At 70.9% G+C, this 22,585-nt stretch carries 23 protein-coding genes and 1 pseudogene; 13 read left to right on the forward strand and 11 right to left on the reverse strand.

All coding sequences use genetic code 11. The features are described 5' to 3' along the window. Positions 1-131 precede the first annotated feature (131 nt). The 4 genes from ABZ896_RS37545 to ABZ896_RS37560 form a co-directional block, all read right to left on the reverse strand. Positions 132-329 carry a hypothetical protein gene (locus ABZ896_RS37545; protein ID WP_360939211.1) on the reverse strand — a complete coding sequence of 66 codons (198 nt, stop codon included), beginning with the start codon at positions 327-329 and terminating at the stop codon, positions 132-134. 159 nt (positions 330-488) lie between these two features. Further along, entirely contained in the window at positions 489-1,076 is a 588-nt protein-coding gene (locus tag ABZ896_RS37550) for a ferredoxin (RefSeq protein ID WP_360939213.1), read from the reverse strand. A gap of 92 nt (positions 1,077-1,168) precedes the next feature. Next, positions 1,169-1,615 carry a GtrA family protein gene (locus ABZ896_RS37555; RefSeq protein WP_360939273.1) on the reverse strand — a complete coding sequence of 149 codons (447 nt, stop codon included), beginning with the start codon at positions 1,613-1,615 and terminating at the stop codon, positions 1,169-1,171. 371 nt (positions 1,616-1,986) lie between these two features. Beyond that, positions 1,987-2,550: a MarR family transcriptional regulator gene (locus tag ABZ896_RS37560; RefSeq protein WP_360939215.1), complete on the reverse strand. Its 564-nt coding sequence runs from the start codon at positions 2,548-2,550 to the stop codon at positions 1,987-1,989. Between the two features lie 81 nt (positions 2,551-2,631). Here ABZ896_RS37560 and ABZ896_RS37565 point away from each other — a divergent pair, with 81 nt between their 5' ends. The 10 genes from ABZ896_RS37565 to ABZ896_RS37610 all read left to right on the forward strand — a co-directional run bounded on the left by ABZ896_RS37565 (position 2,632) and on the right by ABZ896_RS37610 (position 14,454). Further along, complete coding sequence (locus tag ABZ896_RS37565; RefSeq protein WP_360939217.1) at positions 2,632-3,000, forward strand: HGxxPAAW family protein; 369 nt, start codon at positions 2,632-2,634, stop codon at positions 2,998-3,000. A 322-nt stretch (positions 3,001-3,322) separates the two neighbouring features. Next, the gene (locus tag ABZ896_RS37570; protein WP_360939219.1) at positions 3,323-4,198 is read left to right on the forward strand and encodes a DUF2797 domain-containing protein; all 876 of its coding nucleotides are present in this window, start codon (positions 3,323-3,325) and stop codon (positions 4,196-4,198) included. 104 nt (positions 4,199-4,302) lie between these two features. Next, positions 4,303-5,298 carry a hypothetical protein gene (locus tag ABZ896_RS37575; protein WP_360939221.1) on the forward strand — a complete coding sequence of 332 codons (996 nt, stop codon included), beginning with the start codon at positions 4,303-4,305 and terminating at the stop codon, positions 5,296-5,298. Positions 5,299-5,354: 56 nt separating this feature from the next. Beyond that, entirely contained in the window at positions 5,355-5,612 is a 258-nt protein-coding gene (locus ABZ896_RS37580; RefSeq protein ID WP_360939223.1) for a hypothetical protein, read from the forward strand. 324 nt (positions 5,613-5,936) lie between these two features. Further along, positions 5,937-6,677, forward strand: a complete 741-nt coding sequence (locus ABZ896_RS37585) for a response regulator transcription factor (protein WP_360939225.1) — start codon at positions 5,937-5,939, stop codon at positions 6,675-6,677. Further along, a complete protein-coding gene (locus ABZ896_RS37590; protein WP_360939227.1) occupies positions 6,674-8,347 on the forward strand; it encodes a HAMP domain-containing sensor histidine kinase in 1,674 nt (557 codons plus the stop codon). The genes ABZ896_RS37585 and ABZ896_RS37590 overlap by 4 nt, the downstream gene beginning before the upstream one ends. 14 nt (positions 8,348-8,361) lie before the next feature. After that, positions 8,362-9,885, forward strand: a complete 1,524-nt coding sequence (locus ABZ896_RS37595; protein ID WP_360939229.1) for a bifunctional glycosyltransferase family 2/GtrA family protein — start codon at positions 8,362-8,364, stop codon at positions 9,883-9,885. Continuing rightward, complete coding sequence (locus tag ABZ896_RS37600) at positions 9,885-12,122, forward strand: glycosyltransferase family 39 protein (protein ID WP_360939231.1); 2,238 nt, start codon at positions 9,885-9,887, stop codon at positions 12,120-12,122. The genes ABZ896_RS37595 and ABZ896_RS37600 overlap by 1 nt, the downstream gene beginning before the upstream one ends. 52 nt (positions 12,123-12,174) lie before the next feature. Then, positions 12,175-13,560: an MFS transporter gene (locus ABZ896_RS37605; RefSeq protein WP_360939233.1), complete on the forward strand. Its 1,386-nt coding sequence runs from the start codon at positions 12,175-12,177 to the stop codon at positions 13,558-13,560. Between the two features lie 144 nt (positions 13,561-13,704). Beyond that, the gene (locus ABZ896_RS37610) at positions 13,705-14,454 is read left to right on the forward strand and encodes a TetR/AcrR family transcriptional regulator (RefSeq protein ID WP_360939235.1); all 750 of its coding nucleotides are present in this window, start codon (positions 13,705-13,707) and stop codon (positions 14,452-14,454) included. 431 nt (positions 14,455-14,885) lie between these two features. On the opposite strand, the pseudogene ABZ896_RS37615 reads toward ABZ896_RS37610, so the two are convergent. From ABZ896_RS37615 to ABZ896_RS37625, 3 genes and pseudogenes are all read right to left on the reverse strand, one after another. Continuing rightward, a pseudogene (locus ABZ896_RS37615) lies at positions 14,886-14,996 on the reverse strand (transposase); the annotation flags it as partial. Positions 14,997-15,026: 30 nt separating this feature from the next. Then, complete coding sequence (locus ABZ896_RS37620) at positions 15,027-15,500, reverse strand: PPOX class F420-dependent oxidoreductase (protein WP_360939237.1); 474 nt, start codon at positions 15,498-15,500, stop codon at positions 15,027-15,029. A 9-nt stretch (positions 15,501-15,509) separates the two neighbouring features. Continuing rightward, entirely contained in the window at positions 15,510-15,857 is a 348-nt protein-coding gene (locus ABZ896_RS37625; protein ID WP_360939239.1) for an STAS domain-containing protein, read from the reverse strand. Between the two features lie 186 nt (positions 15,858-16,043). On the opposite strand from ABZ896_RS37625, the gene ABZ896_RS37630 reads away from it, so the two are divergent. Further along, positions 16,044-16,781 (forward strand): GAF and ANTAR domain-containing protein, encoded by a 738-nt coding sequence (locus ABZ896_RS37630; protein ID WP_360939241.1) that lies wholly within the window; start codon positions 16,044-16,046, stop codon positions 16,779-16,781. Between the two features lie 28 nt (positions 16,782-16,809). Then, the gene (locus ABZ896_RS37635) at positions 16,810-17,496 is read left to right on the forward strand and encodes a GAF and ANTAR domain-containing protein (protein WP_360939243.1); all 687 of its coding nucleotides are present in this window, start codon (positions 16,810-16,812) and stop codon (positions 17,494-17,496) included. Here the strand turns inward: ABZ896_RS37635 and ABZ896_RS37640 are convergent. From ABZ896_RS37640 to ABZ896_RS37650, 3 genes are all read right to left on the reverse strand, one after another. Next, positions 17,493-18,314: a YceI family protein gene (locus ABZ896_RS37640; protein WP_360939244.1), complete on the reverse strand. Its 822-nt coding sequence runs from the start codon at positions 18,312-18,314 to the stop codon at positions 17,493-17,495. The two genes, ABZ896_RS37635 and ABZ896_RS37640, sit on opposite strands and share 4 nt — an antisense overlap. Positions 18,315-18,405: 91 nt before the next feature. Continuing rightward, complete coding sequence (locus tag ABZ896_RS37645; RefSeq protein WP_360939245.1) at positions 18,406-20,931, reverse strand: MFS transporter; 2,526 nt, start codon at positions 20,929-20,931, stop codon at positions 18,406-18,408. A gap of 13 nt (positions 20,932-20,944) precedes the next feature. Beyond that, positions 20,945-21,460 carry a MarR family transcriptional regulator gene (locus ABZ896_RS37650; protein ID WP_360939247.1) on the reverse strand — a complete coding sequence of 172 codons (516 nt, stop codon included), beginning with the start codon at positions 21,458-21,460 and terminating at the stop codon, positions 20,945-20,947. A 194-nt stretch (positions 21,461-21,654) separates the two neighbouring features. Between ABZ896_RS37650 and ABZ896_RS37655 the strand changes: the two genes are divergently transcribed. Continuing rightward, complete coding sequence (locus ABZ896_RS37655; RefSeq protein ID WP_360939249.1) at positions 21,655-21,867, forward strand: hypothetical protein; 213 nt, start codon at positions 21,655-21,657, stop codon at positions 21,865-21,867. A 5-nt stretch (positions 21,868-21,872) separates the two neighbouring features. Here ABZ896_RS37655 and ABZ896_RS37660 read toward each other — a convergent pair whose 3' ends face one another. Next, positions 21,873-22,544, reverse strand: coding sequence for a hypothetical protein (locus ABZ896_RS37660; protein WP_360939251.1), 672 nt, complete (start codon positions 22,542-22,544; stop codon positions 21,873-21,875). Positions 22,545-22,585: the final 41 nt, after the last annotated feature.

Genomic DNA, 22,585 nt, shown 5'->3' on the forward strand with positions numbered 1-22,585 from the left:
AAACGCTCGACTGGGAAACCCCAGCCGAGCGCCTCGCTAAGCTCCTCGCAACAGCCGCATGATCAGCGGTGTTGCCACGAACCCTTGAATTCGCCTAACTCCGGGGCCTTGTTCGGACGTTGTCGTACGGGTCATGCCGCGCCCTCCGCCAGGCGGTGGAAGGCGCGGGTGGTGCCCGGGTGTGCGAGCTCGTCCAGCAGGTGGCGCCAGTCGGGGTCGCCGGCGAAGGGGTGGGCCAGGTCCCAGGCGGTGAGGAGCGGGGCGAGTTCCGTCTCGCGGGAGGCGACGGCCACGGTGGTGCTCGTCGAGGGGGTCAGCAGCGTGGTCATGGCGGCTTCCTTCCGGAGAGGGGCGGTGGGCTCCGCCGTCGGGCCCGGTGTTCCGTTGCTTCTACGATCCCGCCGTCGACGTTCCGGCGACATGGAGCCGCCCACCCGATCCGGGGTGCAACTGGCCCCACCCCCAAGGGGAGTTCTCCCCCCCCGGCCCTACAGCTTCGGCAGGCGTTCCCAACGGCGAGGCGCGCGGCGGTGGTCGAGCCAGAAGACGTATCCGCGCAGGTATCCCTCCAGGCCGCCGTCGTCGATGTAGGCGGCGAAGTCCCGGTGGCCGCGGGCCGCGTCCAGGTAGTGGTCCCGGTAGCGGTCGGCCGCGTTGTCGCCCCAGTCGGGGTGGGTGTCCGCGCTCCAGTCGGCGGCCGTGGCCAGGGCCCACTCGCGCACCCGTCCCCGGTCGCGCCACCACTCCCGTACGGTTTCGGGGGTCCAGTGCTCGTCGCCGTCCCAGCCGTAGCCGCCGTACGGCTCCATGGACGCGGCCGAGACCAGGTCGGCGGTCTCCGCCTCCGTCACCGGCTGGCGGTGGACGAACTCCGCGCCGAATCCGCCGCCCAGATCGTCGTCGTAGCAGATGTGGCGTGGGGCGTCGGTGCGGCCCAGCATCATCGAGTCGGTGGTGGCGCCGTAGAAGGGGCCGGGGACGTTGCGCCAGTTGCGTTCGGACCACGTGCCGGTGAAGACGTCGGGGCGGGGGAGCAGGCGGCGGGCCGTGGGGAGGGGGTCCCAGTGTCCGCGCACGGCAGCTCCTTCCGGGGGCGGCGGGCCGGGTACGGCAGCCCGTTGCGGCCGTCGGCTGCGATTCCGTTGCGGCCGCTCGCTGCGACCGTACGTCAGCACGCGGCGCCGACGGCGGCCCGGGTGAGCGCCGGGCGGGGCAGGGGGAGGGAGAGCTCGGGGCGGCGGGGCCCCCGGTTGCCCGCGAAGACGAAGAGCCGCAGGACCAGGAAGCGGCCGATGCCGGCCAGGCCGGACGCGCTGAGGTAGACCACCTGTTCGGTGAGCATGCTCGGGGTGGCCTGGACCGCGTGCAGGAGGAACATCGCGGCGGTGGTGACGAGGTAGGCCGCGACCGCCGAGCCGGAGGACTGGAAGTGCTCCCGCCAGCCGGGGCGGCGGCCGGTGCCGAAGGTGAACAGGGCGTGCAGCTCGGTGCAGAGCAGTGTCGAGGCCACGGTGATCAGCGCGTTCGCGAGCGCCCACGGCATCGTCGTGGCCACCAGTGGGACGGCCAGGCTGGAGAGGACGCCGATGCCGCCGCCGCAGACGACGAAGCGTATGAAGGAGGCGAGGGCGCCGGGGCGGGAGTTGCTTGCCGCCGGGTGAGTCTCGGAGACCGAGGGCGTCGCGGAGACCGGGGTCGTCTTGGAGGCCGGGTGCGGCTCGGACGCCGGGTGCGGTGCGGGCAGCGAGTGCGGGTCGGACGCCGGTCGGGTCTCGCGCGGCTGCGGCTGCTGCGTCGACGAGAGCTTCGCATTCGACGAGAGCTGCGGCTTCATGGCGTTCCCTCCGGGGGCGGGGCTCGGATCTCCGGGTCGGCCGTGGTGGCCGGTTCGGCTGAGATCAACGATGCCGTCGGCGGGCCGCGGGAACGATGGAGTGCCCTCCCGAAACGGGGGTGGGGCTGGCTCCACCACGGGAGGGGGGAGAGCTAGTCCGACGTGCCCTTTTCCGAGCCCCGCGCCGTGCCTTTCGGCGTGCCCTTCGCCGTGCCCTTCACCGTGCCCTTCGGCCTGCTCTTGTCCTGCGTCCGGAGTTCCTCGATGTAGTCGAGCGCGAGGGTCGTCGTACGGCTGAACCAGTCGTGGAGTACGGCGATCTCGTCCGCGGAGTAGGAGGCGAAGACCTCGTTCAGACGGTCGTAGTACGGCTGGTACAGGGCGACGACACGCGTGACCGCGTCCGGCCGGGCGGCCACGCGGACCCGGCGGCGGTCGGTGGGGTCGGGGACCCGGGTGACGTAGCCGGCGCGTTCGAGGCGGTTGAGGATGCCGGTGACCGCGCCGGTCGTGACATGGGCGTGCTCGGCGAGGTCGCCCGCGGTGAGGAGGTTCTCGCCGGCCTTCAGGACGCAGGCGAAGGAGAGGAGGTCGGTGACGTTCACTCCCAGCCGCTGGGCCATCTCCTGTTGGCCGAGGTGGGCGGTGGCGATGAAGAAGTCCATCGCCTCCAGGGCCTGGGCCTCGGTGGCGGAGGGGCGGGGCTCGGCGTGCATCGGATTCCTGATTCCCTTAGAGCGTGAGAGGTTTTTGTTCTAAACTTCTTAGGGCGTGAGAGAACTGGTGGAGGAGGACCTGTGAGTGCACACCAGTATGACGAGGGGCACACGGTCGCGGGGTGGACCGGATTCGGCATCGCGACGCTGGGGAGTGCGGTTCTGGGGTTGGGGGTGTGCCTGGTGTCCGGCCCGTTGATCGCCGGCGGCCTCGCGATCGTCGTGGTGAGCGTTCTCGTCACCTGGGCCCTGCATCTGTCGGGCTGGGGCAAGCCGCCGGGGCGCCGGCCGCGTGCGGAGTGGGGGATGCGGGTGCGGGACTCGGGGGCGCGGGCGGGGCATCCGGGGTGTGTGGGGTGCCGGTTGGCGGGGCGGGGGGAGAAGGGGGCCGCTGCGTCGGTGGTTGTGCCGGGGCGTCCGGAGACGGTCACGGTGGAATCTGGGAGCTGAGGAACGAGGGGGTGGGCGGGGGCGTCGGCCGGGTGGCGCGTGCGGTGTGCGGTGCGTCTGGGGTACGGCGCCTGGTGCCCCGGAGCGGACCCTGGTGCCCCGAAGCGGACTCCGGCGCCCGGGAGCGGACCCGGTGGGCTGAGCTGACAGGCGCCGCTGCCACCTTTCGGTACCGCCTCACCTCAGCACCGTCGCCACCTCTCGGCGCCGCCCCCCTCTGCACCGCCGCTACCTCAACCTCCCCGGTCCACCCGAGCCTCGCTCCCCTCCCATTTTCCCAGCTCACCCCCACTGTCAGTGCCCCCGTCTACTCTCGTGAGCGATGGCACAGGCGTGGAGATGCTCGGGGCTGGGCTGGTCGGCGGACGGTCCCGTGCTGCGGTGGGACGGCGGGCGGCGCTCGGCGCTGACCTGGGGGAAGAGGGTGGCCTTCGCGGTCGCGGAAGGGGGTGTGCGGACATGCGTGGGAGCGCGGGGACACCCGTGTCCGGCACGTACGGCGGTGTCGGCGCGGAGTACGGGCACGCGGTGCGAGGAGTGCGGTCGGTTGGACCGCTCGCACTCGGTCGCCGCGGACACGTTCGTCGACGATCCGCGGCCGTACCGGGTATATCTGGCGTGGTTCGGCCCCGGCATGGTGAAGGTCGGCATCACCGCTGAGCAGCGTGGGTCCCGGCGGCTGCTGGAGCAGGGCGCCGTCTGCTTCAGCTGGCTCGGCACGGGTCCGCTCATGGCCGCGCGCCGTACGGAGGAGCTGCTGCGGGCCGCGCTCTCGGTGCCGGACCGCATTCCCTACGGGGAGAAACGGGCCGTACGGTCGTCCCTGCCGGCGTCGGCGGCGGAGCGGTTCGCGGAGATCGCCGAACTGCACGGGCGGGCCGTGGCGTTGAGCGGCTGGCCGGAGTCGCTGGAGCGTGCGCCGTACGGTCCGGTGGACCATGTCGAGACCTTCGGCCTCACGGGGCTGGCGCCGGCCGCCGGTGAGGTGGGCGAACTCGTCGCGGGCGGGACGCTGGGCGGCACTCTCGTCGCGGCCGCCGGACCCGACCTGCACCTGGAGACGCCGGACAAGGGGGTCGTCGTACTGGACACCCGGGTGATGACGGGCTGGGACCTGCTGCCGACCGACGCGACCGCGATCTCCGTGCCCATCCGGGAACACAGGAGGAGACCGACCGTCCAGGACGGGTTGTTCTGAGGGGTTCTGACGGGGCGACAACTTTTTTGTCGGTAGGGCGGGTTCCCGGGCCAGGAGATACGGGCCTTTGCCCGTGAAGCCCGACCCCGGCGAGGAGACGCACAGTGATCACCATTTACGTGGGAGTGGACGACGCGGGAGATCTGCGTGAGTTGGCCGCCTCGACAGCGAGGCACCTGGAGGAGGAGCTGGCCGATCCGCGTGGCAACGGACGGATCCGTCCGCCCGCTCCGCTTCCTCCGGTCGATCCGTCGATGGGGCCGGAGGCCCTCGTGCTGCGGATGATCGAGCGGATCCAGGACACCCGGGAGCGGCTCGAGGAGGAGAACGTCTACCTCCGCTCGATGTGCCCCGACTGCCCTGTAGAGGCGGACGCGCGGTGCCCGCGGTGGAAGGGAAGCCCTCGCGACGACGCGGCGGACGTCGCGCACTCGTCGGTGAACCTCATTTCCGAGGCGCTGCTCATGCTCGCCCGTGCCTGCGGGTCGCGCCGGATCTCTCTCGCCCCGCTCACCCGCGAAGCCCTGCTGGCCGCCCTGACCGCGCGGAACGCCGCGATCGAGGGTGACCGGGAGGCGGTCGACGAGTTCAGTCGGGTCTGGCTCGGCGTCAACCGGCCGGAGAGATGGCGTGAGGCGGTGGAGATGGCCCTGCTGGGTGAGTGGGTGGAGCATCTCGGCAGGGGGGTGTTTCGTGACGCGGCTGTGGTGGACCTCCTGAAACGGCACACGCAGATCGAACACCGTCATCTGCAACCGCTCTGGGAACGCAAAGTGCTGGGCAGACGGACCGTGTTGCTCAGTCGGCCGGTCGGCGACGACCTGACCGTGCGGGACCTGCTCGTCGAGTGGCGGACGCCGGAGACCGAGGTGTTGTCCACCGAGCACGAGAGCCGGGTCGCCGCGGTGCTGCGCGGGCTCACGCCCGACGAGGCGGGCGTGGCGGTCAGATGGGCGGGCACACCGGACCTCAGCTGGCGCGAGGCGGCGCTCGCCGAGCGGCTCCCTGAGACGCTGGGCGAACGGGTCCGACGCAAGGTGAAGCGCCTCGGTGCGCAGCACACGGCCCGTGCGGCCGGGGCCGCGGCCCGTGCGGCATGAACGGCCGGGGGAGGGACCGGAGCGGCGTGACGGGCAAGGGGAGAGACAGGCGGGGCATGACCGGTCGGCGGGTTGACCGGTGCTGCTCGGGGCACGTCGCCCGGGGTGTCGTGGTGAGCGTGGGTGGTGGGCCGTCGTTCACCGCTCTCGCCGGTACGGGAACGGCCGTCGTCGCCCTCGTCGGCGGGGCCGTTCCTCCTGGCTCCGTGTGGCCGTCCGTGGTCCTGTGGCTGGGCGCCATGGCCTATGACCTGGGTGTCCGAGCCCTGCGCGACGCCTCCGACAGACCTGTCCGGGAGCGAGGGCGGTCGTAGGGACGGGCCCAGGGCCGGTCGCGAGGTCGGTCGTCATGCCAAGAGCCGGGCCCTTCCCGAACCTGTCCTGGACCCCTGCCGAACCTACCGAGCCCCACCCGTCCCCGTCGGCGAACACCCTGTGCAGCGTCCCCGCCGTACAGTCCTCCCGGACGGAATGACCGACCACCGTGCCGGACCGCACGTTTTCCCAGCTCAGCGCCCCGTCCGCCCCGCCGAACAAGGAATTGCCCAGGACTCGCCTGAGAGTCACCTGTGTGTTTCTCAGGAAAATCACAGATTGCCGAAAGGGTGTTCTCAGGGGACCCCGACATGGTGTTCACCATGACCACGACCTCGCCCCAGGGGCGCACCGAACTGCTGAGGCCGGACGGGAGCCCCGTCCGAGTGCTTGTGGTGGACGACGAGCTGTCGATCACCGAACTGCTGTCCATGGCCCTGCGCTATGAGGGATGGCAGATCCGTAGCGCGGGAGACGGCCAGGGCGCCGTCCAGACCGCGCGTGAGTTCCGGCCCGACGCCGTCGTACTGGACATGATGCTGCCCGACATGGACGGGCTGACCGTCCTGGGGCGGCTGCGGCGTGAGCTGCCGGACGTGCCCGTGCTGTTCCTGACGGCCAAGGACGCCGTCGAGGACCGTATCGCCGGGCTCACCGCCGGTGGGGACGACTACGTCACCAAGCCGTTCAGCCTCGAAGAGGTCGTCGCGCGACTGCGTGGGCTGATCCGGCGGTCCGGCGCGGCCGACCGGCGCTCCGACTCCGTGCTGGTCGTGGGCGACCTGACCCTCGACGAGGACAGCCACGAGGTCTCGCGGGCCGGCGAGGGCATCCACCTCACCGCGACCGAGTTCGAACTGCTGCGCTTCCTCATGCGTAATCCCCGTCGAGTGCTGAGCAAGGCGCAGATACTCGACCGGGTGTGGTCGTACGACTTCGGCGGCCAGGCCAACGTCGTCGAGCTGTACATCTCGTATCTGCGCCGCAAGATCGACGCGGGACGTGAGCCGATGATCCACACACGCAGGGGTGCCGGTTACCTGATCAAGCCCGCCGCCTCATGAGCGGGCGACGACGGCCGCGGGCGCTGAAGCGGGCAGGGCGGGCGGGCAAGCCGCGCACGCTGCGGACGCGGCTCGTCGTCGCTTCCGTGGTGTTGATCGCGGTGGTCTGCGCGGTGATCGGCACGGTGACGACCCTCGCCCTGAAGTCCCACCTGTACCAGCAGCTCGACGGCAAGGTGAAGGACGTCGCGATGCGCGCCGTCGGCGGCCGGATGGACGGCAAGGAGCCGCCGGTCGGGGGACAGGACCCGAGCACCTCCCAGTCCACGAGCAACCCCGCCGAGGCGGATGCCACGACCACGGCGAGCCAGAAGGCCGCGAAGTTCGTCCAGCAGCCCCCGACGCAGCCCAAGACGATCGCCGCGTACGTGAAGGACGGCAAGATCGCCAGTTCGGCGATCGCGGTGCAGCAGGCCGACAGCAACGGCGTCTTCCAGAAGATGAGCGCGGGCACCCTCAACGCGGCGCAGCAGGCGGCCGTCGCCGCCGTCGCGAAGGACTCCCAGCCGCACACCGTGGACATCCCGGGGCTCGGGGAGTACCGCGTGCAGTACGTCACGAACCAGGGCACCGGCGACGCGTACTACGTGGCTCTGCCGACCTCCGAGGTCAACAGCACGATCAACACCCTGATCCTCGTCGAGGTAAGCGTCACCGCCGCCGGCCTAGGCGCCGCCGTCATCGCCGGATACGTCCTCGTCGGCCTCGCCACCCGCCCCCTCCGCAAGGTCGCCAACACCGCCACCCGGGTCTCCGAACTCCCGCTCCACACCGGCGAGGTGAACCTCAGTGAGCGGGTGCCGGAGTCGGAGTGTGATCCGCATACCGAGGTCGGCCAGGTCGGGTCCGCGCTGAACCGGATGCTCGACCATGTGCACGGCGCGCTGCACGCCCGGCAGCAGAGCGAGATGCGGGTACGGCAGTTCGTCGCCGACGCCAGTCACGAGCTGAGGACCCCGCTCTCCTCCATCCGCGGGTACGCCGAGCTGACCCGGCGCGGCAGAGAGGAGATCGGCCCCGACACCCGGCACGCCCTCGGCCGTATCGAGTCCGAGGCGGGCCGTATGACGCTGCTCGTCGAGGACCTGCTGCTGCTCGCGCGCCTGGACGCCGGACGGCCCCTCCAGTTCGACCAGACCGATCTGATCCCGCTGGTCGTGGACACCATCAGCGACACCCGCGCGGCCGGCATGGACCACAACTGGCGCCTGGACCTGCCCGACGAACCCGCCGCCGTCTCCGGTGACGCGGCCCGTCTCCAGCAGGTCCTCATCAACCTGCTCGGCAACGCCCGCAAGCACACCCCACCGGGGACGACCGTCACCGCACGGGTGCAGCGGCGCGGCCCCTGGATGTGCGTGGACGTCGAGGACAACGGCCCCGGCATCCCGCAGGACCTGCTGCCGCACGTCTTCGAGCGGTTCGCGCGCGGCGACTCCTCGCGCTCCCGTGCCTCGGGATCGACGGGCCTGGGCCTCGCCATCGTGCAGGCCGTGGCGACCGCGCACGGCGGTGCCGTGACCGTGGACAGCGTGCCGGGGCGGACCGTGTTTACCCTGCATTTGCCCGCTCTTGGCCCCGCGACGCCCCGTCCGGCGCCGGAAACGAATTGGCAATCGCACTCACAGGCACAGCACAGCGCCGCCATATGGGTGCAACAGGGCGCTTGACCAGAGTCGTTGTCATGCGAACCGACTCTTCTCCCGGCACCCTGCCGGCGCGGGAGCACCTCCCGGCCGGCGACGCCGGTACGCCTGTCCTGGACGTAGTGATCCCCGTCTACAACGAGGAGAAGGACCTCCAGCCGTGTGTGCTGAGACTGCACGACCACCTCAAGCGCACGTTCCCGTACGCGTTCCGCATCACCATCGCGGACAACGCGTCGACCGACACCACTCCCCTGGTGTCGCAGCGGCTGGAGGCGGAGATCCCGGAGGTCAAGGCCTTCCGGCTGGAGCAGAAGGGCCGCGGCCGGGCGCTGCGGACCGTCTGGTCCGCCTCGGACGCCCCGATCCTCGCGTACATGGACGTGGACCTGTCCACCGACCTCAACGCCCTGCTCCCGCTGGTGGCCCCGCTCATCTCGGGCCACTCCGACCTGGCGATCGGCTCCCGGCTCGCCCGTAGCTCCCGGGTGGTGCGCGGCCCCAAGCGCGAGTTCATCTCCCGCGCCTACAACCTGATCCTGCGCGGCTCGCTCCAGGCCCGCTTCTCCGACGCACAGTGCGGCTTCAAGGCCATCCGGCGCGACGTGGCGCAGGTCCTGCTGCCGCTGGTCGAGGACACCGGCTGGTTCTTCGACACGGAGATGCTGGTCCTCGCCGAGCGCGCGGGACTCCGTATCCACGAAGTGCCCGTCGACTGGGTCGACGACCCGGACTCCACCGTCCACATCGTCAAGACGGCGACCGACGACCTGAAGGGGGTGTGGCGCGTGGGCAAGGCCCTCGCCACCGGCGCGCTGCCGCTGGACCGGATCGCCCGCCCGTTCGGCGACGACCCGCGCGACCGCGACGTCCAGGACGTACCGAAGGGGCTGGCCCGCCAGCTCGTCGGGTTCTGTGTCGTGGGCGGTCTGTCGACCCTCTTCTACCTCCTTCTCTACAGCGGCTTCAGGCAGTTCAGCGGCTCGCAGATCGCCAACGCGCTCGCGCTGCTGGTCTCGGCGGTCGCCAACACCGCCGCCAACCGGCGTCTGACCTTCGGGGTCCGCGGCCGCGGCGGTGCCGTCCGGCACCAGGCGCAGGGCCTGGTCGTCTTCGGCATCGGGCTCGCGCTGACCAGTGGCTCGCTGGCCGCCCTGAACGCGGCCACCAGCGACCCGGCGCACTCCACCGAGCTGGCGGTCCTGATCGCCGCCAACCTCGCCGCGACCGTCCTGCGCTTCCTGCTCTTCCGGGCCTGGGTGTTCCCGGACCGCCGCGAGGACCAGCCCGCCTCGACGGTGGTGGCCCAGCACAACCCGGCGATGGCGGCCCAGCCCAACCCGGCCTCCGCCACCTACTCCACGCACCCCCAGCAGCTCCCCGCGCTCCCGCAGCGCCCCACGGCCCAGCCGTACGGCACGACGACGCCGTACACCCCGCAGTCCCCGTACGACACCACCCAGTTCCGCGCCGGTGAAGCCGCGGAGCAGCGCTCCTGGAAGGACGCCACCCTGCATCTGCAGCCGGTGCGCCCGACCGACACCGACCCGAGGAACTCCTGATGAGCACGCAGACCGACCACCCCACGGCGTGGGGGCCACCGGCCGAGAGCTACGGCGATACGGCCGTGCAGGAGCCCCTCGCTCCGCCGGCCGCCCCCGAGTCCGGTGAGCCCCAGCAGCCCTTCGTCCGCAGACTGTGGCGCGGCCGCCCCGAGGACCCCCGCTGGGTGCGCCCCGCGTTCTGGGCCCTGCTGGCGGCCACCGCGGCGCTCTACTTCTACAACCTGAGCGCCTCCGGCTACGCCAACTCCTTCTACTCCGCGGCCGTCCAGGCGGGCACCAAGAGCTGGAAGGCGATGTTCTTCGGCTCGCTGGACGCGGGCAACGCGATCACCGTCGACAAGCCCTCGGCGTTCCTGTGGCCGATGGAGATCGCGGCCCGGATCTTCGGCCTGAACTCCTGGACGATCCTGGGCCCCGAGGTCCTGATGGGCGTCGGCACGGTCGCCGTCGTCTACGCCTCCGTGCGCCGTCGCTTCAGCCCCGCGGCCGGTCTGATCGCGGGCGCCGTGCTCGCGCTCACCCCCGTCGCGGCGCTGATGTTCCGGTTCAACAACCCGGACGCGATGCTCGCCCTGCTCCTCTCGCTGGCCTGCTACTTCGTGGTCCGCGCCGTCGAGGACGGCCGGACGAAGTGGCTGGTGTGGGCCGGCGTCGCGATCGGCTTCGCCTTCCTCGCCAAGACCCTCCAGGCCTTCCTGATCCTGCCGTCGCTGGCGATCGTGTACGCGGTCGTCGCGCCGGTGAGCCTGAGGAAGCGCTTCGGTCAACTGGCCGCGGCGGCGGGCGCGATGATCGTGGCCGGCGGCTGGTGGGTCGCGATCGTCGAACTGTGGCCCGCGTCCTCCCGCCCCTACATCGGCGGCTCGCAGAACAACAGCTTCCTGGAGCTGACCTTCGGCTACAACGGCCTCGGCCGCATCAACGGCGAGGAGACCGGCTCGGTCGGTCCCGGCGGCGGCACCGCCAGCGCCTGGGGCGAGACCGGCTGGAACCGGATGTTCAACTCCGAGATCGGCGCGCAGATCTCCTGGCTGCTGCCGGCCGCGCTGATCCTGCTGGTCGCGGGCCTGGTGGCGACCCGCAAGCTCAAGCGGACGTCGGTGACCCGCGGTTCGTTCCTCGTCTGGGGCGGCTCACTGCTGATCACTCTGGTCGTCTTCAGCTACATGGCGGGCATCTTCCACCAGTACTACACGATCGCCCTCGCCCCCTATATCGCCGCCGTGGTCGGCATGGGCGCCGGGATCCTGTGGGAGAAGCGGTCCGAGATGTGGGCCTCGCTGACCCTCGCGGCCTCCCTCGTCGCGGCGGCGGGCTGGGGTTACGTCCTGCTCAACCGCACCCCCGACTACCTGCCCTGGCTGAAGTGGCTGGTCCTGGTCGGCGGCCTGGTCGCCGCGCTCGGCCTGATCTTCGTGGCCAAGCTCGGCCGGCAGCTCGCGCTCGGCGCGGCGGCCGTCGGTATCGTGGCCGCGCTGGCCGGTCCGACCGCGTACACGCTGAGCACGGTGGACTCCGCGCACACCGGCTCCATCCCGACGGCGGGTCCGGCGGGCGCGGGCATGGGCGGTGGCCCGGGCGGCGGCGGTGGCCGCGGCGGCTTCGGCGGCGGCAACGGCGGTGGTCCGGGCGGCCAGAGCCAGCAGAACGGCAACGGCAACACCCAGGGCCAGAACCAGCAGGGCAACGGCATGCCGGGCGGCGGCACCTCCAACGGAACCGGCGGCACCGGCGGCTTCGGCGGTGGGATGCCGGGCCAGAACGGCAACAGCAACGGCACCACCCAGAACCAGCAGGGCGGCCCGCAGATGGGCGGCGGCACCGGTGACGGCGGCGGCATGGGCGGCGGAGGCGGTGTCGGCGGCCTCCTCAACGGCGCGTCCGTCACCTCCGAGGCCAAGAAGCTGCTGGAGACGGACTCCGACAAGTACACCTGGGTCGCGGCGGCCATCGGCGCCCAGAACGCGGCGAGCTACCAGCTGGCCACCGACGAGTCCGTGATGGCGATCGGCGGCTTCAACGGCACCGACCCGTCCCCGACGCTGGCCCAGTTCAAGGAGTACGTGGCGGACGGCAAGATCCACTACTTCATCTCCAGCGGCTCCGGCGGCGGCATGGGCGGCAGCAGCAGCGGTACGTCGTCCCAGATCACCAGCTGGGTCGAGGCCAACTTCAAGAAGGTGACGGTCGGTTCGGCCACCTTCTACGACCTCACCCAGAAGGCGAGCAGCTGACCGGAAGGACCTGTGCTGTACACCGTATAACTTCGGTTATACGGTGTACAGCATGCCCGTTTCCTCAGGTCATCCCCGACGCTGGCTGATCCTCGGTGTCATCTGCCTCGCGCAGCTCACCGTGCTGCTCGACAACACCGTCCTGAACGTGGCGATCCCCTCCCTCACCGAGGAGCTGGGCGCCGCCACCTCCGACATCCAGTGGATGATCAACGCGTACTCGCTGGTCCAGTCGGGCCTGCTGCTCACCGCGGGCAGCGCGGCCGACCGGTACGGCCGCAAGAAGCTGCTGATCGCGGGCCTGGTCCTGTTCGGGGTGGGGTCGCTGACCGCCGGACTCGCGGGCAGCACAGGGCAGTTGATCGCCGCCCGGGCCGGAATGGGAGTGGGCGCCGCGCTGCTGCTGACCACCACCCTGGCCGTGGCGATGCAGATCTTCCCGCCCGAGGAGCAGCCCAGGGCGATCGGCATCTGGGCGGCGGTGAACGCGCTGGGGTTCGCGGCGGGTCCGCTGATCGGCGGGTTCATGCTGAACCACTTCTGGTGGGGCGCGATCTTCCTGATCAACCTGCCCGTGGTGGTGCTCGCCGTGGTGGCCGTCGTCGCTCTGGTCCCCGAGTCGAAGAGCCCGCGCGGCGACCGCCCCGACCTCCTCGGTGCCCTGCTCTCCACGGTCGGTATGGCCTCGCTGGTGTTCGCGATCATCTCCGGTCCGGAGCACGGGTGGCTGTCGGGCCGGGTCCTGCTGACGGCGTCGGTCGCGGTGGTGGTGCTGGGGGCGTTCGCGTACTGGGAGAGCAGGGTGCCGTACCCCATGCTCGACCTGCACTTCTTCAGGGACCGCCGGTTCACGGGAGCGGTGACGGGTGCGGTGCTCATCACCTTCGGCATGGGCGGCGCGCTGTTCCTGCTGACGCAGCACCTTCAACTCGTTCTGGGATACGGCCCGTTGGAGGCCGGTCTCCGTACGGCGCCGCTGGCTCTGACCGTCGTGGTGCTCAACTTCTCGGGGGTGTCGGCGAAGTGGGCGGAGCGGCTGGGGACGCCGGGGTCGATCGCGCTGGGGATGGTGTTCATGGCGTCCGGTCTGGTGTCCGTCGCCGTGCTGGACTCCGGGGGGTATGCGGGGACGTTCCTGGGGCTGGTGCTGATCGGGGTGGGGTGCGCGATCGCCAACCCCGCGATGGCGCACGCGATCATGAGTTCCATACCGCCGGAGAAGGCGGGGGTGGGGGCGGGGATCAACGGGACGCTTGCGGAGTTCGGGACGGGGTTGGGGGTGGCCGTGTTGGGGGCGGTGCTGAGTTCTCGGGCGGCCGTTGATGGGTTGGAATCGGGGTTGGAGGCTGGGCAGTTGGTGGGGGCGGTGGCTGTGTTGGCGGGTGGGGTTGTGGCTGCGGGGTTGTTGCGTAGGGCGGGGCGGGGAGAAGTCGCCTAGGAACTCGGGGGCTTGTGGATCGTGGGCGACTGCGGGCCGATTGTGGCTGGTCGCGCCCACGCGGCGGAGCCGCATATCAGATACAGTCCCGCGCCCCTAGGGTGCTTATGCTGGCCGGCGTTTGAAAGTTCAGGAAGGTGCGCCATGGCTAACGCGGGAGACGGTCGGACCAGTGTCTGGCTCGATGGCAAGGTGCGCCGGAGTGGCCGTAGCGGACAGCCGTCGGGATTGGACCGTGAACGGATCACCTCCGCCACCGTCCGCCTCCTCGACCTCGACGGGCTGGCGAAGTTCTCGATGCGCCGTCTGGCCGCCGAGCTGAACGTCACCGCGATGTCGGTCTACTGGTACGTCGAGACCAAGGACGACCTCCTCGAACTCGCCCTGGACGCGGCCTTCGGGGAGCTGGAGCTGCCCGATCCGGCGGCCGACGAGGACTGGCGGGACCAACTGCGCACGGTGGCCCGGGAGTACCGCGCCCTGCTGGTCCGCCACCCCTGGGTCTCCCCGCTGGCCGGCACCTTCCTCAACATCGGCCCGCGCGCGCTCGCCTTCTCCCGCGTCATCCAGCAGGTCGCCCGCAAGACCGGCCTCCCGCCCCACGGCCTCACCGGCGCGATCTCGGCGGTCTTCCAGTTCGTCTACGGCTTCGGCACGATCGAGGGCCACTTCGCGGCCCGCGCCACGAAGGCTGGCATGACCCAGGAGGCGTATTTCCGCCACGCGATGACCGCGGTCACCCAATCCCCGCAAGCAGCCGACCTGGTCAAGGAGAACAGGGAGATCATGGAGGCGAGGGGCGGCGACACGGTGGAAGAGATGAGAGACAGGGACTTCACGTTCGCCCTGGATCTGTTGATCAAGGGAATCGAGGCAATGGCTCAACCCACCTAGCTGCAGCCCACCCAGGGGCGCGGGGAACTGCGCGACCAGCCACAACGACCCGCAGTGGACGGCGAAGGGGGCCCGTGGGGATTCGACGGCTGTATGGGGGCGTCGGGGTGGCGGTGGCGCTGCTTCTCGCGGTATCCGCTGCCATGCTTGTGGGCAGGTCGTGGGCTGCCTGTGACGTGGGAGTGAACAACGCGGCCAACAGCGGTTTCCTGCTCTGGCTGTTCATCCCGGGTCTCTGGACGGTCCTGCTGCTGGTCTGGGTAGCGGTGGGCGCCCTTCTCGGAAACCGTCCCCTTCTCCGTGGCTGTGCCCTCACGGTGACGCTCCTCGGGGTTGTCTGGTGCGTCGTCTCGATCTTCTGGCAGGACGCCGCCACTCCTCCGTGCCCCAGCGGCGCGCCCCCGTGGTGGCCGAGCTTCGTCCCCGTCCCGGGTGCCCTCCGCTGACCAGCGACGATGCCGTTCATGGACGGTTTTCCAGGAGCCGTAGCGTCCCGGCAGGTCACGCCACAGGACGCCAGTGCGGATCCGGAACAGGATCCCTCGGAAGGCACATGATCCGCCGGGCGGTGCCTAGGCCTCCGGCGAAGCCAACCGTGCCGGGAAACCGCCGGTGGCGACCGGACCCCACCGCTCCGGCGTCACCCGGATGATCGACTTGCCCTGCTTCACCATCGCCGTCCGGTACTCGTCCCAGTCCGGATGCTCCCCGGCGATGTTGCGGAAGTACTCCACGAGCGGCTCGACGGACTCCGGAGAGTCCAGCACCTCCGCCGTCCCGTCCACCTGCACCCACGGCCCGTCCCACTCGTCGCTCAGGACGACCACGCTCACCCGTGCATCCCGCCGGGCGTTCCGCGTCTTCGCGCGCTCCGGATACGTGGACATCACCAGCCGCCCGGAGTCATCGACCCCACAGGTCAAGGGCGAGGCCTGCGGAGACCCGTCGGCCCGCCGCGTCAGCAGCAGCGCCCGGTGCCGGGGCCGTACGAAGTCCAGCAACTCGTCGAGGGAAACGGCCGTGTTCGTAGCGATGTTCGGTGCCATGGGCAAAGCCTACGACCGCACCGCCTCCCCCAGATCGTCGTACACGGGCACATCCCGCCGCACCCCCGTCATCTCCAGCACCCGGGACGCCAGTCCCGAGGAGCCGGCCACCACCCGTACCTGGACGTGGGGCCGGAGCCGGTGCTGGATGTCGCCCACGAGCCGGACGCCCTGGGAGTCCATGAAGGACGTGCCGGTGAGGTCGAGGACCAGCAGCCGAAGCCGCCCCTCGCGGGCGTCGGCGACCGACATGACGTGCAGGAAGAGGTCCCGCGCGTTGCAGACGTCGATCTCGGGCGGCAGGGAGAGAAGGGTCGTACGGGCGGACAGGTCACGGACGGAAGGAAGGAGGGCCACGGCACTCACCTGGCAGACGTGCGTGCGATACCGAAGCGGCCACTTCCTGACCCTGTCCCTCTCATTCCATCACGCAGGTGACCGTGCCCGGAAGCCGTTCCCGGGAGGTTAGAGTGGGCGTTCGTCCTGTGCTCGCAGTCAGGAATGTGCTGCGGAGCTCTCCTGCGCGCGGCTTTTCGGCCGTGCATGCCGAAGAGGTTCGTGTTGACTGCGTCCGAGTTTCCTGATTTGCCCCGTTTCTATGCCGGTCTGGATCTGGCCGAGACCCTGACGGTGGCGTCTCAGCAACTGCACGGCACGATCAACCCGCAGGGCACCCTGCGCACCGCGGTCCGCCTCGCCGTCCACATCCTGCCCGGCGCCGAGCACGCCGGTATCTCCGTGATCGAGCGCGGCCCCAGGGCGGAGAGCACGCGCCGTACCGTCGCCTGGACGGACGACGTGGTGCGCTCGGCCGAATCCGGCCACGCCGTGGACGCGCAGCCGCCGTACTGGGCCGATCTGTGGACCGCGCCCGTCGTACGGATGGAGGACAGCGAGGCCGACGACGGGGGGAGGGCGCTGTCCGCACTCGGGCTGCGCTCGGCGCTCTCGCTGCGGCTGCGCGCCGACAAGAGACGGCTGACCGTGCTCACCGCGTACGCCCGCAAACCGCGGGTCTTCGACGAGATGGCCACAAGGATCGGCCGGCTGTTCACCGCGCACGTCAGCCTGGCCCTGGACGCCGCCTCCGAGCGCGAGCAGCTGACCGAGGCGATGCGCACCCGGGACCTGATCGGACAGGCCACCGGCATCCTCATGGAGCGGCTGGACATGGACGCGGCCGAGGCCTTCGAGTCGCTGGTGCGGGCCTCGCAGCGGGAGAACATCAAACTGCGTGACCTGGCCCGGCGCATCGTGGACTCCCACGGCACGGGGAGTTAACGCCCGTGTACGGGTAATCCGTACGGACATGACTTCTCAGACGCCCGACACGCTGGAGATGGCCATCGTGCGCAGCAACGGCCTCGACACGCTGCTGCGCGATCTGACCGACCGTGCGGTGCAGGCGGTGCCCGGAGCGGCCGCGTGCAGCATCACGGTACGGCGCGCGGACAGACTGCTGACCCTCGCCGGCAGCAGCGGACTGCCCAGCGGCCTCGACCAGCGCCAGTACGAGAACGGCTCGGGGCCCTGTGTGGAGGCCGCGGCGACCGAGAGCGAGCAGTACTCCCCGGACCTGGACACGGAGACCCGCTGGCCGCGCTACACGGCGTACGCCCGGGCCGCCGGGGTGCGGTGCGTGCTGGCGGTGCCGATCGTCCTGGAGGGCGAGCGCGGCGCCGCCCTCAACCTCTACGGGACGGAGCCCGGCGCACTGGGCTCCGGCAGGGACGCGGCACGCGCCTTCGCGGCCCGGGCGTCGGACACGATCGGCACCGCCCTGCGGATCGAGCGGGACGGCGAGTCCACGGCCGACGTGCGCACCGCCCTGCTCTCCCGCAGCGTCATCGACCAGGCCATCGGCATCCTCATGGCCCGCGAACGCGTCGACGCCCTGGTCGCCCTGGAACGCCTGCGCCGGGTCTCCCAGGACCAGAACGTCAAACTCCGCGACCTGTGCACGGACTTGGTGGCCCGGGTCTCCCGCAAGCGCTAGACGGCGGGCAGCGACTCCCCCTGCACCGCCTGGACGTCCAGTTCCACCTTGAGGGTGGTGCCGATCGCCGCGATGCCCGCCTGGACGACCTGGTTGTAGTTCATCGCGAAGTCCTCGCGGTGGAGTTGGGTGGTGGCGCGGAAGGCCGCGCGGGTGCCGCCCCAGGGGTCGGCGCCGGTGCCGAGGTAGGCGAGGTCGAGATCGACGGGCCGTACGACACCGCGCATGGTCAGCTCGCCGCGGACCGTCCAGCGGTCGGTGCCGGCGACCGTCAACCCGGTGGAGCGGTAGGTGATCTCCGGGTGGTTCTCGACGTCCAGGAAGTCCGCCGACTTCAGGTGCCCGTCCCGCATCGCGTTGCCCGTGTCGATGGAGTCGGCCCGGATCACCGCCTCCACCCGGGACTTGGTCACGTCGTCCGGCGCCACCTCGATGGCGGCGGTGAACTCCGTGAACCGGCCGTGCACGCTGGAGATCCCGAGGTGCTGGGCGACCGCGGCCACGCTGGAGTGCGCCGGGTCGACGGTCCAGGGGCCGGGCGGCGGCAGCTCGGCCCCGCCGATCCGGGCCAGCGTGACCGTGCCGACCTCGGCCCGGCCGCTCGCGGTGACGATCGCGCTGGAGGCCGCGGGCGCGTACCCGACGGCCGTGACGATGACGGTGTACGGCCCCGGCTCCAGCGGGGTCGCATCCCGCACCGCGCCTTCGTCGTCCGCCTCGGCGCGCAGCACCTGGGTGCCGGTCATGTCGGTCACGGTGACGACCGCGTGCGACACGGCCCATCCGTCCCGGGTGCGGATCCTCGCGGTCAGTCCCATTGCACGTGACTCCTCTTGATGGGAAACCGGCCCGCGGCGGGCGCGCGCCTCCGCTCGAAACGCGCGCCTCGCCACGGGCCGGGGCTTTCGGCTACTCGCCGGGGTGGGCGAGTTCGATGTCGTGGCCGTCGGCACCGGGGCCGGTCAGCGTGAGGGCGGTCGCCTGCGGCGGGTAGCCCGTCGCGATGACGGTGTACTCGCCGCCGTCCAGGTCGGTGAAGGCGTACGCCCCGTCCGAACCGGTGGTGGCGGTGCCGACCACGTTGCCCGCCGCGTCGACGAGCGTCACGCGGGCGTCGGCCAGCGGGCCGTGCGGCGCCCGGACGACACCCTGGAGGCGGGCGCCCGAGTCGAGGTCCACCTCGATCCGGGTGACGCCGGTGCCACCGACCTCGACGGGGAGCGCGCGCGGCCGGAACCCGGCGGCGTTCACCGCGACCGTCACCGCACCCGGCACCAGCTCCCCGAAGGAGAACTCGCCCTGCTCCCCGGTGGTTCCCGTGGCGAGCAGATCTCCGCGCACATCGGTGACGATGACCATCGCGTCCTTGACGGGCTCCCCGCCCTGCGCGGCCCGCACGAGCCCGTTCAGCCCGCTGGTACCGCTCAGGAGGACGTCGTACGCCACCGGCTCGCCGTTCACGAGCACCGTGGACGCCTGCGGCTGGAACCCGTCCGCGGAGGCGATCAGGACGTACGACCCGACGCTCGGCGCCTGAAGGCCGTACGACCCGTCGGCCTGTGTGACCGACCGGCCCAGCTGCCGTCCCGCGAGCGAGATCAGCGTGACCGCGGCCTGCGGCACCGGGGCGCTCTCGTTGCCGCGCACGAAGCCGCGGACCGGGATGGAGCCGGAGCCGTCACCGGAGTCCTCCGGACGGACCAGGGTGGCGACGGCGGAGAGCCGCTGTGTGCCGTCGGGGGCGGTCCCGGTGTCGGAGGAGACGGTGGCCGGGGCGGCCCAGCTCGGGGTGTGCCCGGCGGTCGCGGTCTCCGCGGGAACCTCGGCCGGAGTCTCCTCGGCCGCCGCCTGCGCCAGCCCGCCCTTCGTCCGCAACGGGACCTCCTTGATGAACAGGCTGATGAGGAACGCCACCGCCGCCAGGGCCCCGGCGATCAGGAACACGTCGGCGATCGCGTGGCCGTAGGAGCTCTCCATGAGCGTGCGCACCGGCGCGGGCAGCTTGGCCAGGTCCGGGATGCTGTCGGTGGAGGAGCCGGAACCGGCGAGCGCCGCACGGTACTTGGGGTCGAGGGCGGCGACGCCGTCCGTGACGTAGTGCGTGATCCGGTGGGCCATCACGGCACCGAGCGCCGAGACGCCGACCGCACCGCCGAGGGAGCGGAAGAAGGTGACCGTGGAGCTGGCCGAGCCGAGGTCGGAGGGGTCGACCTGGTTCTGCGTGCAGAGCACCAGGTTCTGCATCATCATGCCGATGCCGAGACCCAGCAGCGCCATGAAGATCGACATCTTCCAGTACGCCGTGTCGTACCGGATGGTGCCCAGGAGCCCGAGTCCGGCCGTCACCAGGACGCCACCGCTGACCAGCCACGCCTTCCAGCGCCCGGTGCGGGTGATGAACTGCCCCGAGACGGTCGAGGAGATGAAGAGCCCGCCGATCATCGGGATGGTCATCACACCCGACATCGTGGGGGACTTGTCGCGGGCCAGCTGGAAGTACTGGCTGAAGAAGACCGTGCCGGTGAACATCGCGACACCGACGAACAGCGAGGCCAGCGACGCCAGCGTGATGGTGCGGTTCCTGAACAGCCGCAGCGGGATGATCGGTTCGCTCGCCTTGGACTCCACGAGCACGAAGACCAGACCGAGCAGGACCGAACCGCCGACCATCGCGTACGTCTGCCAGGAGATCCAGTCGTACTTGTCACCGGCGAAGGTGACCCAGACCAGCAGCAGCGAGACCGCGGCGGCGATGAAGAAGGCGCCGGCCCAGTCGACCTTGACGTCCCGCTTCACGACCGGCAGGTGCAGGGTCTTCTGGAGGACGATCAGCGCGATGACGGCGAACGGGACGCCGACGTAGAAGCACCAGCGCCAGCCGAGCCAGCTGGTGTCGGTGATGACACCGCCGAGCAGCGGACCGCCGACGGTGGCCACGGCGAAGGTCGCGCCGAGGTAGCCGGAGTAACGGCCGCGCTCGCGCGGGGAGATCATCGCCGCCATCACGATCTGCGCGAGGGCGGACAGACCGCCGACGCCGATGCCCTGGACGACACGGCAGGCGATCAGCATGCCGGCGTTCTGCGAGAGCCCGGCGGCCGCGGAGCCCAGCACATAGATGACCAGGGCTATCTGGACGAGCGCCTTCTTGCTGTACAGGTCGGCGAGCTTGCCCCACAGCGGGGTGGCCGCGGTCATCGACAGCAGGGCGGCGGTGACGACCCAGGTGTAGGCGGACTGGCCGCCGCCGAGGTCGCTGATGATGTGCGGGAGCGCGTTGGTGACGATCGTGGACGACAGGATCGCCACGAACATGCCGAGCAGCAGGCCGGAGATGGCCTCCATGATCTGCCGGTGCGTCATCGGGGCGTACTCCTGCGAGCCTCCCCCGTGCTTGGCGTGGGCCCGCACACCGGATGGTGTGGTCGTTGCCATGGGTTTCCTTCTCTTACGTGGTGATCGCGGGTGTACGGGTGGTCGGGGTGGTCTCTTCGCTTGCGGGAGGAGGGGCGGGCGGCGGCTCCGGGGCGTGACCGCGGCTGTCGTCGAAGCTCGCCCGCAGCCGCGCCATCAGCACGGTCAGCTGGGCGACCTCGGCGTCGCTCCAGTCGCTCAGCCGCTCGGCGAGCAGCCGGCAGGTCCGCCGGGACATCTCGTCGAGCTGGGCGTGGCCCGCGGGCGTCAGGCGCAGGATGCGCGAGCGCTTGTCCGCGGGGTCGGGGGAGCGCTCGATCCAGCCGCGCTCGACGACATGGGCGACATGGCGGCTGGTCACCGACATGTCCACGGCGAGCAGCTCGGCGAGCTTGCTCATGCGCATGTCGCCGTAGCGCCCGAGCAGCGTCAGCACGGCGGCGGAACCGCTCGGGCACTCGGCCGGCATCAGCCGTCCCAGCTCCCGCTTCACGGCGCCGAACGCGCTGAACTGGCGCATCAGCTCCTCGTACTGCGCCTGCCCGGCCATCACACCTCCCGTATTCGTTGCTTAGGGCAACCATGGCAGACGTTGGTTGCTACAGGCAAATAAAATGGCGAGGGTACGGACCAAAACTTGGCAAAGGCAAGTATTGCGAACGTAAACCCGCATGTGGGACCCGTCGACCAGGCCCTTCGCCCCGCACTTGGGCTGGGTCGGCGGATTCGCTAGGGTCTCGGGGCATGGCTGAGAACCAGGTCCCCCAGGGCAACCACGACCCCGCCGGCAGCACCCAGATGTTCCGCGCCTTCGTCGACGAGGGCCCCCAGGGCGGACGGCAGCAGGCCGCCACCGCCGCCACCGCCTCCTCCTCGGGCCCCCGCGTGGGCCTGATCATCGGCGTGATCGTCGCCGTCGCGGTCGTCGCCGCGGTGGCCTGGCTGGCGCTGAAGTAAGAGGCCTAGCTCCAGCGGACGGTGACGTCCCGCGTCTCCACATGCATGCCCAGCGGCACCCGCCAGGCGTCGACGCACACCGTCCAGGTCTTCTCCACGCGCGCTCCGGCGTCGATCGGTACGGGGAGTTCCTGAACGGACTCCACGGTCGCCCAGTCGATGCCGAGCGCGCCGATGATGTGCGTACCGAAGGTGACGGTGCCCGAAGTCGCCGGGGAACCACCGGTGTTGTGCAGCACGAGCGTGACGTCGTCGCACCGGCGCTCGTCGGTGGCTTGCCTGGTGGGCGCGGACCAGGTGAGGGCGGCGGGGGCCGGGGGAGCTTGGGATGCTCCGGGCGTCTCGGGTCCCGAAGTCGCAGGCGTACGACTGTGCTTGGCGCCCTCGGTCCCGGGTGCCGGGACGCCGGTGGCGCTGTTTTGCGGAGACTTTGCCGAGGGCGTCGCCGAAGTGCCGCTCGCGGTGGGTGACTTGGGCTGCGGGACGTCCAACGGCACCAGCGTGACGTCGCCGGTGGGCCTGACCGCCGTACCCGAAGAGGCGGGCGGGACCAGGGCGACGTAACCCTCACCGCTTCCGCCGCCGCACGCGGCCAGGACCGCGCCGAGACAGACGACCGCCGCCGACGCGCCGATCAGGGCGTGCCGACGGCCGGGTGTCGAGGTCGCTCGGAGCATCGCGCCATGGTGGCTGACACCCCGTCAAATAGGAACCCCTG

It is taken from the genome of Streptomyces sp. NPDC047072, assembly GCF_040643855.1.
Taxonomy (GTDB): Bacteria; Actinomycetota; Actinomycetes; order Streptomycetales; family Streptomycetaceae; genus Streptomyces.

Excerpts from the sequence above, each read along its gene's own strand:
- ABZ896_RS37545 (WP_360939211.1), bottom strand. The coding sequence starts at position 329 with ATGACCACGCTGCTGACCCCCTCGACGAGCACCACCGTGGCCGTCGCC.
- ABZ896_RS37560 (WP_360939215.1), bottom strand. The coding sequence starts at position 2,550 with ATGCACGCCGAGCCCCGCCCCTCCGCCACCGAGGCCCAGGCCCTGGAG.
- ABZ896_RS37570 (WP_360939219.1), top strand. The coding sequence starts at position 3,323 with ATGGCACAGGCGTGGAGATGCTCGGGGCTGGGCTGGTCGGCGGACGGT.
- ABZ896_RS37580 (WP_360939223.1), top strand. The coding sequence starts at position 5,355 with ATGACCGGTCGGCGGGTTGACCGGTGCTGCTCGGGGCACGTCGCCCGG.
- ABZ896_RS37585 (WP_360939225.1), top strand. The coding sequence starts at position 5,937 with ATGACCACGACCTCGCCCCAGGGGCGCACCGAACTGCTGAGGCCGGAC.
- ABZ896_RS37590 (WP_360939227.1), top strand. The coding sequence starts at position 6,674 with ATGAGCGGGCGACGACGGCCGCGGGCGCTGAAGCGGGCAGGGCGGGCG.
- ABZ896_RS37595 (WP_360939229.1), top strand. The coding sequence starts at position 8,362 with ATGCGAACCGACTCTTCTCCCGGCACCCTGCCGGCGCGGGAGCACCTC.
- ABZ896_RS37600 (WP_360939231.1), top strand. The coding sequence starts at position 9,885 with ATGAGCACGCAGACCGACCACCCCACGGCGTGGGGGCCACCGGCCGAG.
- ABZ896_RS37605 (WP_360939233.1), top strand. The coding sequence starts at position 12,175 with ATGCCCGTTTCCTCAGGTCATCCCCGACGCTGGCTGATCCTCGGTGTC.
- ABZ896_RS37610 (WP_360939235.1), top strand. The coding sequence starts at position 13,705 with ATGGCTAACGCGGGAGACGGTCGGACCAGTGTCTGGCTCGATGGCAAG.
- ABZ896_RS37620 (WP_360939237.1), bottom strand. The coding sequence starts at position 15,500 with ATGGCACCGAACATCGCTACGAACACGGCCGTTTCCCTCGACGAGTTG.
- ABZ896_RS37630 (WP_360939241.1), top strand. The coding sequence starts at position 16,044 with ATGCCGAAGAGGTTCGTGTTGACTGCGTCCGAGTTTCCTGATTTGCCC.
- ABZ896_RS37635 (WP_360939243.1), top strand. The coding sequence starts at position 16,810 with ATGACTTCTCAGACGCCCGACACGCTGGAGATGGCCATCGTGCGCAGC.
- ABZ896_RS37640 (WP_360939244.1), bottom strand. The coding sequence starts at position 18,314 with ATGGGACTGACCGCGAGGATCCGCACCCGGGACGGATGGGCCGTGTCG.
- ABZ896_RS37645 (WP_360939245.1), bottom strand. The coding sequence starts at position 20,931 with ATGGCAACGACCACACCATCCGGTGTGCGGGCCCACGCCAAGCACGGG.
- ABZ896_RS37650 (WP_360939247.1), bottom strand. The coding sequence starts at position 21,460 with ATGGCCGGGCAGGCGCAGTACGAGGAGCTGATGCGCCAGTTCAGCGCG.
- ABZ896_RS37655 (WP_360939249.1), top strand. The coding sequence starts at position 21,655 with ATGGCTGAGAACCAGGTCCCCCAGGGCAACCACGACCCCGCCGGCAGC.
- ABZ896_RS37660 (WP_360939251.1), bottom strand. The coding sequence starts at position 22,544 with ATGCTCCGAGCGACCTCGACACCCGGCCGTCGGCACGCCCTGATCGGC.